We start from the raw sequence: 11,897 nt of genomic DNA on the forward strand, positions 1-11,897 counted from the left end.
TGTTAGAAGAGGGCCTCGAAGAATCGCTTCAATTTTTCAGTTTCCAAGAAATTGATGCTAGAAAAATCTCATCTACAAATCTACTGGAACGATTAAATAGGGAAATCCGGCGCCGGACGAGAGTAGTTGGAATTTTCCCCAGTATGGATTCATACGTCCGGCTTGTCACAAGCTATCTCATTGAGTACAGCGAAGATTGGTCCAGCGGGCGTTCTTACATTAACCCTAAAATTATTACCGAGCTTCAACTTCAATTAGCAAAGACTGCTTAATCCCATTCGGAGATTGATGGTTTTTGCGAACATTGCTTGACACTATCTAATAAATACGCCCTTATTATAAATACACGCAGAGGAAAACTACTCTATTTTATTGTAATAGAATCATTTTCGACTAAAATTTTTTTCTTTTTCCGGATAAAATAGTTTATTTTGATTATTTACTAAAAAACGGAACATCCAAAATAATTGGAGGTTCCGTTTAAGACTATATTAACTTAAAATTCAATCCAACCCTTAAAATTACAGCATATAGCCAGCAATAATTTTTAAAAGCTATTCCATAAAAAGTAACATTATTTTCTAAATTGAGCTAAACAATGATCCAGCGCTTCATTATACAAAAGTATATCAGCCCCAATCGCTACAAAAGTAGCACCCCACTGAATAAATGTCTTGGCCACATTTACATCGGACGCGATTGTTCCTGCTGCTTTACCCAATTCTGTTGTACGTCTAACACAATATTCCATAGTTTCCATAACTTCCGGAGCATTCGCATTGCCCAAATATCCCATGTCTGTCGATAAATCGGCCGGGCCAAAGAAAACACCATCTACACCCGGAGTCTTAACGATGTCATCAAGATTTTCAACACCCTTGCGACTTTCTACTTGTACCAAAAGGCATAAATTTTCTTGACAATATTCCATGTAGTCAGGTAAGCGATTCCATCGTCCCGCCCTGGCGACACTAGCTCCTACTCCGCGATATCCCTTAGGTGCATAACACATAGATTTATAAATATTTTCTGCCTGTTCCCCTGATTCAACCATGGGAACCAATAAAGTTTGTGCACCTAAATCCAATAACTGTTTAATATTGGCACGTGTTCCTTCTAAAGGTCTCACGATAGCATGACTATGATATGGTTCTATAGCCTGAAGTTGTCCATAAATATTTTGTACTGTATTGGGTCCATGCTCACCATCAAAAAGCAACCAATCATATCCTGCCGTAGCCGCAATTTCAGCCATTACAGCAGTGGCGCTGTCCATCCATAATCCTAATTGCAATTGATGATTTTTAATAGCATGTTTAAACGGATTGTATAATATTTCTTTATTTAACTCTGTCATATATTTATTCATCTCCAAAGTAAGCTAATTAAATTTTTCAATTAGCTATTCTGAAAGAGCGTTGTCGATTTTTTGAATGCGTCATATAGTAAATTAGCATCACAAGCAAACGAGATATATTGAACGCCTCTCTTTTTCCATTTTATTGCAGTTTCAATATCATCAACAAAATAACCGATAGCAACACCCACCTGTTTTGCTTGTTCCATAATTTCTTCCATTTGGGCAATCACCTTAGGATGTTCGACCTGCCCCGGAATGCCTAAAGATGCAGACAAATCATAGGGTCCTACAAAAAGAACATCAATTCCCTTTACTTTCAAAATTTCAGGGAGACTGGCAACCCCATCTTGTCCTTCGACTTGAAGAATTACTGACGTTCTTTCGTTAGATTTACCAAAAAACTCCGTTCTGTCCATTGCAGAATATTTTCCGCCACGCACATAACGATTACATCCTCTTTCACCAAAAGGAGCAAACTTAGCAGCCTTAACCGCCTTTTCCGCAGCTTCTTTTGAACCAACATTTGGAATTTGTACTCCATCAGCACCCATATCCAATGCTTTTCCAATCAACTCCGGATTATTTTCATACACACGGACAATAGATGTAATACCTGCCGCTTTAGCAGCACGTACTAAATTAATAGCACTTTCTATCGGAATTTCTCCATGTTCATTATCAATTATAGCAAAATCAAAACCTGCCAAACCTGCCATTTCAATGATCGCCGGATAATTCAGATTTAAAAAAGGTCCTAAAAGTTGATCTCCGTTTTTTAAACGTTCTTTAAAATTACTCATAATAAGCGCCTCCTATAATTTTAATATATATGTAAATTTATTTTAAAAAACAAAATCAGACATAGTTGCACACTCGGGCAATAGCAATTTCCATATACCCCAAGGATTCCGCTTTTGTCATTTTTCCATTAACGGTTTCCATTACCATTTCAAAAAGCTCCTGTCCCAATTCATTCATAGTTTTCGTACCATAAATAACCGGACTGGCATCAAAATCAATATTATCTTCCATATTGGCATATGTTAACTTATTCCCAGTAATTTTTATTACCGGGACTATAGGATTCCCAGTTGGCGTTCCTCTTCCCGTTGTAAAAACAACAATCTGTGCTCCGCCGGCAACCATTGCCGCTACCGAAGAAGGATCATTGCCTGGGGTATCCATGATGACTAATCCTGTATCAGTAACTTGTTTTGCATAATCATATACTGCATCGATAGGACGATGCCCCCCTTTATGAATACAGCCTAAAGATTTTTCTTCCAGTGTAGTCAATCCCCCGGCTTTATTCCCCGGAGACGGATTCCCATCCCGTACTTCTTCACCCACAAGACGCAGTGCTTTTTCATATCGATGTACAATTTCTAATATCCGTTGTTTTACTTCTTCATTTTTACCGCGTTTAGCTAAAATATGTTCTGCTCCAATAAATTCTGTCGTTTCACTCAAAATAGATGTAGCACCCAAATCAACCAAACAATCACTAAGTTCTCCAACGACTGGATTCGCCGCTAATCCAGATGTAGGATCAGAACCACCACATTCAGTACCAACAATCAACTTTGATATATCGCATTCTTCCCGTTGTACCATGCTGGCATCCTGAACCATTATTTTGGCATAACGCACAGCTTTTTCAATAGCCTTTACTGTTCCACCTGCTTCTTGAATAACAACTTGCTGAAGCGGTTTATTCGTTCTTTCCTTAATAGCTTCCACTACAAGATCCATCTGACAATTTTCACAGCCTAATGAAACAACAACAGTACCATAAATATTCGGATTAGCTGCAAAACCCGCCATAACATCCATTGTCAGTTGTTGATCTGGAGGTACTTGTGAACACCCATTTTGATTGTTAAAAGTTACCGTCCCTTTTACTTGTTGAGAAATAATTCTCGTAGTATCCGAAGCACAAACACTAGCAGGTAAAATTAATACGTGGTTTCTAATACCAAAACGACCATCTGGACGCTTATATCCATAAAAATTCATTATATATTCCTCCTTAACCTAAATTTTCCCGTACACTTTTTACATTATGTTCATGGACATGTTCACCCTGCTTAATATCCGCAGCCGCAACGCCAATATGTTGTCCATATTTAACAACAGGTTGTCCCTGCGGAATATTACAAAGTGCAAATTTATGATATATAGAAATATCTTCTGCTGCCTTTATATCTACTTGCTTTTTTGTCATATCTAAATAAGAAATAGTATCTCCCTTTTTTATAGACTCAATTGCTACTCCCACATTATCTGCCGCATCAATAATCATTGCACTTACCATATTTTATCGCCTCTTGTTCTTATATTAGTTTTTAAACGTATTTACGAATCAGCGTTATTTATATACTACGTTGTATTTATATAAATGTCAACTGTACAAAATAGTCTATGCCAACTTCATATACCCATATATATAACATAATAAAATAAATATATCTAAATCATTATTATTTATGTTATTTATCTTGAATAAATTCAAAAAAGCATTACTGTTCAGTCTCTCCCATACAATGCTGTTTTGCATTCTCATCAGCAAAGACATTGCTAAATTTAATAGATATATTGCTAATCTTCAAATACTTCACTAAATTCAATACCTAGCAATAACATATTTATTTAGTATATATCCCATTTTCATTCACATAAGGTACTACCTCCTTAAGGCAGCTTTCATTCAATATTTTATACTATATTAAATGAAAACTGCTCATGAGATAGTTCGTCAAATCAAAAGTATTTCTCTTATAATTTATCGTATTTCATAACGGCCCCTTCCGAACCAGAGGCAGCAATTTTACAATATAAGCCTAAATATCCACGTTTAAATTTAGGTTCTGGTCTTTTCCATTGTTTTAAGCGGCATTGAATTTCTTCATCACTAACTAACAAGTTTAAACTTCTTTTTTCTATATCAATTTCGATACGATCACCATCTTGCACAATGGCAATAGTACCGCCTTCTGCAGCTTCCGGAGAAATATGTCCAACAAAACAGCCATTATTGGTACCACTAAACCGTCCATCGGTAATAAGGGCAGTCGTTTTTGATAATCCACGGCCATACAAATATTTCATCGCCTTATACATTTCTCTCATGCCAGGTCCGCCTTTAGGCCCTTCATAGCGGATAACGACAACGTTTCCATCGTGAATTTTACCCGATAATATCGCTTCTTCTGCCGCTTCTTCCGAATCAAAACAAATGGCTTCTCCTTCAAAATGATGTAAACTTTTATCAAATGCTCCCGGCTTTGTAATACCTGTATCTGGGGCTAAATTACCACGAAGAACGGCTACGCCGCCTTCATACCCAAATGGCGTTTCTATTGTTTTAATAACCTTATCATTGGCCGGATATTGATAATGATGTGTTTGAATATTTTCTGCTACAGTCTGTGCAGTAACTGTCATCTGATCTGTGGCAATAATTGAACTCATTTCTTCTAACAACTTGCTGACCCCGCCAGCTTGATAAAAATCTATCATATTGTATTCAGAAGCCGGATTAATTTTTGCCAATTGAGGAGTTTTTCTTGAAAGTTGGTCAAATTCTTCTAATACATTGATACCCAATTCTGCCTCACGTGCAATCGCAGTCAGATGCATAACTGCATTTGTACTACCACTCATAGCTAAACAAATTTTAATGGCATTTCTAATGCTGTCATCTGTAATAATCTTGCGTGCTGTAATATCTTTTTCTACCAATTCCATGATTTTGATTCCCGTATATTCTGCAACCGACAATCGCGCTGCTGAATATGCCGGAATAACGCCTCCATCAGGAACTGTCATTCCTAATGCTTCCGAAAGTGAGCACATCGTATTAGCAGTTCCCAAATACGAACATGATCCACAGGTTGGACAGGATAAGTTTTCCAATGTTTTATATTCTGTTTCTGTAACTTTTTTTGCGCTTAACATGCCATACGCTTCTGTACTGGAAGTTTGATCTGATTTACGTCCGTCAAACATGATTCCGCCTTCCATTGGTCCGCCCGGCAGTAGGATACAGGGAATATCTAATCGAGCAGCCGCCATGAGCATGCCCGGAACAATTTTATCACAAGAGCCTAACAGCACTAACCCATCAAATAAATTGATTTGTGCCATAGATTCTACAGAATTTGCAATCAGCTCTCTAGACGGAAGGATATAATGCATTCCATCATGCCCTTGAGCAAAGCCATCGCAACCGCCTATAACACCAAATTCAACAGGTGTTCCACCAGCACGGTAAATACCATCTTTAACACGCTGAGCAACTTGACGCAGATTAAAATGCCCCGGCACACATTCACTCCAAGCATTCGCAATGCCAATAATTGGACGTTTTAAATCGTCTGTAGAAAACCCCATCGATTTATATGTCGCTCTATAATATTGATTTTGAAGACCAACAAGAATATTTTCACTTCGCTTATTCACACGAATACCTCCCATTTTTACATACAAAATTAAAATATATAATCATACTGGCTTAGGTTAATACATACTACGTTTCGAAAAGACATCAACCTCCAATCCATCCTCCATCAACAGCAAGATCCGTTCCTGTAATATAGCTTGCTTTATCTGAAGCCAAAAACAAGATGGCATCTGCTACTTCTGTCGGTGTCCCGGGTCTCCCCATCGGTGTCCGAGAGTTAATAATTTTTAACCAATCAGGAGATTTCAAAACATTTTCAACCAAAGGTGTTGTAATAAAAGCAGGAGAAACACAATTAACACGTACTCCCAAAGTCGCCCATTCATTTCCTAACCCCTTTGTAAACTGCCGGATACCCGCTTTACTAACTCCATATATAGAAAGTCGCGGCAAGTTTATATGACTTTGTATAGAAGCCAAACTAACAATTGCTCCTTTTTTTTGCTTAATCATTTGTTTCCCTACTTCAACTGCACAAAAATAGGCGCCTTTAAGATTAATATTAATAATATAATCCCATTCATCTTCACTGTATTCCACTCCATACTTTCGGATATTAACGCCTGCCGAATTAACCAATACATCAATTTTTCCAAATTGGTCGATAATCGAAGTAACCATATTCTTAATTTCAGATATTTTACTAACATCACAAACAAATGAACTCGCTGAATACCCATTATTTCTCAAGGATTCCGCATATGCTTGGCACTCCTTTAAATGTCGACTGACAATAATACAATGTGCTCCTTCTTGACAAAATCTCTCCGCCGCTGCGGCTCCTATTCCTTTACTGCCGCCTGTAATTAACACGATCTCATTCAAAAATTCTTTCATGACCCACCTCCTTCTGAATTATATTAGATGATTATACAAAAAATATTTATGTTTTATTCCACATCGATAATTTTCGATGGATTCATAATATTATTAGGATCCCAAGCTTTCTTCAGCATTTTCATCAAATTTACTTCACCTTCCGGCGTAAATTTTTCAAAGGCATCTTTTTTCTTGTACCCAATGCCGTGTTCGCCAGACATTTTACCACCTAAACTATATACCAATGTAAATATATCATCATCATATGAATGCAATGTATTCGCCCAGTCTTCCGGTCCTTGATTCTGTGTATTCAAAATATTAACATGAATATTCCCGTCCCCTATATGTGCTACGATGCCCCCATCAATACCATGTTTTTCCATCAGGACTGGCAATGCCTTGGTAACATCAATAATCTTATCCAAAGGAACAACATAATCCGAACTGGCCCATGTCAAACAAAGCTCACGGCAGGCATCTGCAAATTTTTTACGGGCTTCCCAAATTCGATCATCTGCCATTAACACATCTATTGCTCCCGCTTCTTCACACAACATACTTACCTTTTCCATCTTTTTGTCCAGTTCATCTTCATCGTATGTTTCTACCGTAATAATGTCATATACTCCGCCTTTTTTAGCATATGGCAAATCTATTTTTATAAACTCACCGCTAATAACAATAGAACGATTATCCATATACTCAATACTGGTCGGTTCTATCCCTGCCTTTAATATTTTCCGCGGCAAAGACAGTGCTTTTTCATCACTATTAAATACTGCCAGTACATCAAAAGAATAGGGCGGCAATGCGCGCAATTTCAGCGTCGCCTCGGTAATAATTCCCAGTGTTCCTTCTGAACCACATATTAATTGTTCCAAGCAATACCCGGTACTGCATTTTTCAAGACGGCTTCCTACCTTTACAATATCACCCAACGGAGTTACCACCGTCAAGCTGTAAATCTGGTGGCGCGTTGTCCCATATTTAACGGCTTTGTTCCCTCCTGCATTCGTTGCTAAATTCCCGCCAATTTGACAACTTTCTGCACTGCAAGGATCCCCTGCATATAATAATCCTTCTGCCTTAGCAGCTTGCTGTAAATCCACAGTACGAACACCCGGTTGTACAATGCAATACAAATTTTCAGCATCCATTTTTAAAATTTGATTCATGCGTTCTAATTCAATGACAATTCCATGATGTATAGGAATTGCTCCGCAAGATAATCCGGTTCCTGCAGACCGCGGCGTAATTGGCACTAAATATTCGTTTGCCAATTTGACAACAGCGGCAACTTCTTCTGTCGAACCCGGAAATACAACTACTTCTGGATAATGAAAATATATGGAATTTCCTTCTTCATCTGTTTTATAGATTTCCAATTTATCCTTATCTGTCGTTGCATATTTATCTCCCACAACACCTTTTAATTTCTCAATCAATTCTTCCGTCACTGCATTATACTTCATCTTATATTCCTCCTTTTATAAATTTACTAACTTAAATATATAATAGTATAAAACTATCAACACTACCTCTTTTTAAATTCTATTTATTAGATTAATAAACTCCCTATAAATGTTTATATTTATAGGGAGTTTTATATACAATATCAGTTATTAATTAACCCCTATTTTTTTATTAAAATCAATAATCAAAGGGAATAATCCCAATAAAACAGCTAAGACAACAAAAAGAATCAAGGCCCAATAATAGCTTCCTGTTACTCCGACAATAAAACCAACAACAATAGGGATAACGGCACCGCCAACATTTCCCCATAAATTCATTGCACCACTAACGGCACCACTGTGTTGACGATCTGTAACAATCGCGGGTAAACTCCAATACAAGCTCCCACACCATTTTTCGAAGAACATAGATACAGACATCAGAAATACTGCAAAATACACACTGTGTACAGTACAAAGCAAGTACATCGGAACTGCGATGCAAATCCCCAATATAGGAAACAATTTATGCATAACAGAATTACTGTTTTTACTGGATTGTTTACGCCAATGATCGGTTAAAGTTCCTCCAAGAAATTCTCCGCCAACTCCAATCATATAAATAACAAAGATAGCCCATCCCAGTCCTTTAATATCCAAATGCTGCGTAGCTGCTAAATATAACGCCCCCCATGTCATTAGACCATACCAAAAAGAATCGTAAGCTGCAAAACCAAGACATAGGCCCCAAAAACTGCGAGATTTTAAATATTTAGCAAATACATGACCAGATGCTTTGCTGTCATTATTATTCAAAGAAGCACTATCTTCTTCAGCAAACGCCTTCCGCAAATATTCACGTTCCGCTTCATTTACATGCGGATTCGATTCAGGAGTTTCAGAAACTAAATTGCGGCAAGCCAAAACGACAATAATAGTTAACACCCCGGCGGCCATTAAGGCACCACGCCATCCATCGAGCCATGCTACAAACAAGGCACAAAGAGGAGCTCCGATAGCATTTCCAACAGCTGATCCAGAATCCAACAATGCTGCACCTTTACCACGTTCAGTATTTGTCAGCCAAACAGATTGCAATTTACCACCCGCTGGGTAGATAGGTGCTTCGGACATCCCTAATAATGAACGGATCGTAATAAATGCCGTACTGCTAGTAACAAAACCCGTAACAATTTGAAAGGCTCCCCAAAGACATCCCGTTCCAACAATAATCTTTCCTGGAGAAAATTTATCACAAAGCCATCCCGAAGGTATCTGCATCAACACATACCCCCAGAAAAAAGCACTTAATATAATCCCAACCATTTCTGGACTAAACTGTAAATCTGCCTGAATAGAAGGCATAAGTACAGATATCACTGCGCGATCTACATAATTAATAGAACACAAAATAAATATAGAAATAAAAACTTGCCACCGAATCCTTGTAGGTTTATCGGTCAATGAACTCATTAAAAAGACTTCCCTTCATTTAATTTTCCATTTTAATAGCACTATTTGAAGATTTATATTTACAAATTTTTTTATTCATTGTAAAAATCGTCATGAACTAGTTCTCTAATAAAACTGAATATTAATATGTTTTCCGGAAAACATTAGTTTTTAAATTTCTATTGAAACTATTTCATACTTCATTTTTCTAATATTACAGTGTGTTCTATTTATAACTTAAGTTGTTATATTATATATATCTGTTCACAAATTATACGAAACCGTTCTATTCAATTATTTCTCATCGTTTATACCGTTAATTTTTAAAAACAATTCCCTGCCTTCTATTGATTCTCCATAAAATTAGCAACAACTATATATCATCTATTCATCTAGTAATGCCAACGAAATATCACTTTCTATAAATAAAACATATATAGTATCTGATTAATCACATCCTTATATGCGTATTAATTCGCATATCCAAATATTATTATAATATCGCAATTTCATAATGTCAATAAATTATCCTTTAATGATATTATCTTTTTCCCACCGGCTTTTAATTAATAAAAATATGTGGAAATCGGATCAATTTTAATACAGTTATATGTAATGTTTAACTAGAGTCCCCTCTTTTATACATAAAAGAGGGGACTCTACATCTACTAAAAAAGTTCTTTAACTATAGGAAATAATACTTCCTTTTCCTTATCAGATAATGGGGTAAGCGGTTCACTGCAATATTCCTGCATGGGTTTTCCCATCTGTTTCATAACCCATTTCATTACAGGATTAAATGGGGTATGGAGTTCATACATCTTCATGTATTTATCAATGCTTCTTTGCAATGTAATTAATTCTGCAATATTTTCATTTTTCAATGCTTCAACTACCTTACACCCCAGTTCCGGAAATACATTAGATAAGGCGCCAATACAGCCATCTCCGCCAGATAAAATTACAGGAATACAGTGATTATCATATCCTGTAAATACTTGAAAATTTGGATACTTACTTTTTACTTCTTGAATATACCGCTGTGTATGACGCAGTATCATATGCGTATCTTTTACTCCGGCAAGATTATTATGTTTGGCCAGCAAACGCAGCATAGTATTTACTGTAACATCATATCCCGTCCTTTCAATATAATTATAAATATATACCTTTCCATATATCCCAGATAATATATGATCATAATAATGAAAAACATCTTCTTCATTACACGCCGTGTAATAAGGACCTACAACAATAACTGCATCAGCTCCATTATCCAGTGCAAAATTAGATAAATGAATTGTTTCTGATTCCATCATTCGTCCGGTCCCTGCCAACACAAAACCTTTATGATTAATATATTGAACAGCATCTTTAATCAAAGATTGTACTTCTTCAAAGTTTAACGCATAAAATTCTCCGGAGCTTCCCCCTACAAGAATACCATCAATGCCTGCATCTAAAATTTGATCATACATAGCATGCATATCATCATAACTTACACTTCCATTTTCGCTAAAAGATGTCAAAATAGGACACATATATTTACAATTCATTATTTATTCCTCCTAACATAGCCACAAAATATATTTATATAAATACTCAAATCTAAGTTTTTTATACTTGAAAGTGTATATGTTGATTAAGTTAATTCTTCTTATTAAATATTTTGCATCAATTTTAAGTATTTGTTTATTCATATTTTGTTCTGTCGTCTTACATGCCCGCAATTATGTCATCTCGATAAAATAATTCTTAAAAAAATCCACCAATTATATCATAAAACTAAAATAAATTACCCTGCGCATCAAAAGGCATTTCCTTCAAATCATCAATACGTTCCAACTGGGCATTACAATCCACTTCTTCAAGCAATGCTTCTGATACTTCTATTTCTTGGATTTCCATCGTATTTTTGATATGTATAATGCGAAGGTTTTTCTTATCTGCCCCGGCACAAGTTTTAATTGCCACCTGAATAGCCAATTTATCTGTTTCCGCGATAAACGGGGTTTTCACCATTTCTATAATAGTCGAAGTAATTGCATTGGGGTATGCCATTTCATTGATTATTTTATCAGCACAACGTTTCGTTGTAATATCTGCCAGTCCTAATCCATTCGCGTTGCCATGGGTTTCTTCCGTCAAATCCAAAACAATCACCCGTTTGGCATGGAAATTCCCAATCCGCGGCGCCGATCCATCTTGTCCCCGCGGTACCCCTGTTTCCCGCGGCAGCGTCCCGGATACATTAGGATCCATCCCATCCCCGCTGATGTTCTTGCCAATTTCATCGACTATCAATACATCGGCATCATCAATCAAAATATGCCCCATTACTTTTTTC

Annotated in this window: 10 protein-coding genes and 1 pseudogene; 1 reads left to right on the top strand and 10 read right to left on the bottom strand. The window is 36.6% G+C overall.

Annotation, left to right across the window (positions count from 1 at the left end; all coding sequences use genetic code 11):
* Positions 1–272, top strand: a 272-nt coding sequence (locus BLR11_RS13295; RefSeq protein WP_176763005.1) for a transposase, incomplete at its 5' end; no start/stop codon positions are given.
* Between the two features lie 302 nt (positions 273–574).
* Here BLR11_RS13295 and BLR11_RS13300 read toward each other — a convergent pair.
* The 10 genes and pseudogenes from BLR11_RS13300 to BLR11_RS14190 all read right to left on the bottom strand — a co-directional run.
* Positions 575–1,357 carry an aldolase/citrate lyase family protein gene (locus BLR11_RS13300; protein ID WP_091653049.1) on the bottom strand — a complete coding sequence of 261 codons (783 nt, stop codon included), beginning with the start codon at positions 1,355–1,357 and terminating at the stop codon, positions 575–577.
* Positions 1,358–1,398: 41 nt separating this feature from the next.
* Complete coding sequence (locus BLR11_RS13305) at positions 1,399–2,160, bottom strand: HpcH/HpaI aldolase family protein (RefSeq protein WP_091653052.1); 762 nt, start codon at positions 2,158–2,160, stop codon at positions 1,399–1,401.
* Between the two features lie 55 nt (positions 2,161–2,215).
* Positions 2,216–3,376: a UxaA family hydrolase gene (locus tag BLR11_RS13310; RefSeq protein WP_091653056.1), complete on the bottom strand. Its 1,161-nt coding sequence runs from the start codon at positions 3,374–3,376 to the stop codon at positions 2,216–2,218.
* A gap of 13 nt (positions 3,377–3,389) precedes the next feature.
* Positions 3,390–3,674, bottom strand: a complete 285-nt coding sequence (locus BLR11_RS13315; RefSeq protein ID WP_091653059.1) for a UxaA family hydrolase — start codon at positions 3,672–3,674, stop codon at positions 3,390–3,392.
* A 461-nt stretch (positions 3,675–4,135) separates the two neighbouring features.
* Positions 4,136–5,821, bottom strand: coding sequence for a dihydroxy-acid dehydratase (ilvD, locus tag BLR11_RS13320; protein WP_218118827.1), 1,686 nt, complete (start codon positions 5,819–5,821; stop codon positions 4,136–4,138).
* Positions 5,822–5,906: 85 nt separating this feature from the next.
* Entirely contained in the window at positions 5,907–6,659 is a 753-nt protein-coding gene (locus tag BLR11_RS13325) for an SDR family NAD(P)-dependent oxidoreductase (RefSeq protein ID WP_091653061.1), read from the bottom strand.
* Positions 6,660–6,712: 53 nt separating this feature from the next.
* Positions 6,713–8,116, bottom strand: a complete 1,404-nt coding sequence (locus BLR11_RS13330) for an FAD-binding oxidoreductase (protein WP_091653064.1) — start codon at positions 8,114–8,116, stop codon at positions 6,713–6,715.
* Between the two features lie 150 nt (positions 8,117–8,266).
* Positions 8,267–9,571: an MFS transporter gene (locus BLR11_RS13335; RefSeq protein ID WP_091653067.1), complete on the bottom strand. Its 1,305-nt coding sequence runs from the start codon at positions 9,569–9,571 to the stop codon at positions 8,267–8,269.
* A 647-nt stretch (positions 9,572–10,218) separates the two neighbouring features.
* Positions 10,219–11,106, bottom strand: a complete 888-nt coding sequence (locus BLR11_RS13340) for a dihydrodipicolinate synthase family protein (RefSeq protein ID WP_091653069.1) — start codon at positions 11,104–11,106, stop codon at positions 10,219–10,221.
* Between the two features lie 229 nt (positions 11,107–11,335).
* Positions 11,336–11,897: pseudogene (locus tag BLR11_RS14190) on the bottom strand (hypothetical protein); the annotation flags it as partial.

It is taken from the genome of Megasphaera paucivorans (assembly GCF_900103535.1).
Taxonomy (GTDB): domain Bacteria; phylum Bacillota; class Negativicutes; order Veillonellales; family Megasphaeraceae; genus Megasphaera_A; species Megasphaera_A paucivorans.

What these genes read in the sequence shown, in the direction of transcription:
- BLR11_RS13300 (WP_091653049.1), bottom strand. Translation starts at nt 1,357, where the DNA reads ATGACAGAGTTAAATAAAGAAATATTATACAATCCGTTTAAACATGCT.
- BLR11_RS13305 (WP_091653052.1), bottom strand. Translation starts at nt 2,160, where the DNA reads ATGAGTAATTTTAAAGAACGTTTAAAAAACGGAGATCAACTTTTAGGA.
- BLR11_RS13310 (WP_091653056.1), bottom strand. Translation starts at nt 3,376, where the DNA reads ATGAATTTTTATGGATATAAGCGTCCAGATGGTCGTTTTGGTATTAGA.
- BLR11_RS13315 (WP_091653059.1), bottom strand. Translation starts at nt 3,674, where the DNA reads ATGGTAAGTGCAATGATTATTGATGCGGCAGATAATGTGGGAGTAGCA.
- BLR11_RS13325 (WP_091653061.1), bottom strand. Translation starts at nt 6,659, where the DNA reads ATGAAAGAATTTTTGAATGAGATCGTGTTAATTACAGGCGGCAGTAAA.
- BLR11_RS13330 (WP_091653064.1), bottom strand. Translation starts at nt 8,116, where the DNA reads ATGAAGTATAATGCAGTGACGGAAGAATTGATTGAGAAATTAAAAGGT.
- BLR11_RS13335 (WP_091653067.1), bottom strand. Translation starts at nt 9,571, where the DNA reads ATGAGTTCATTGACCGATAAACCTACAAGGATTCGGTGGCAAGTTTTT.
- BLR11_RS13340 (WP_091653069.1), bottom strand. Translation starts at nt 11,106, where the DNA reads ATGAATTGTAAATATATGTGTCCTATTTTGACATCTTTTAGCGAAAAT.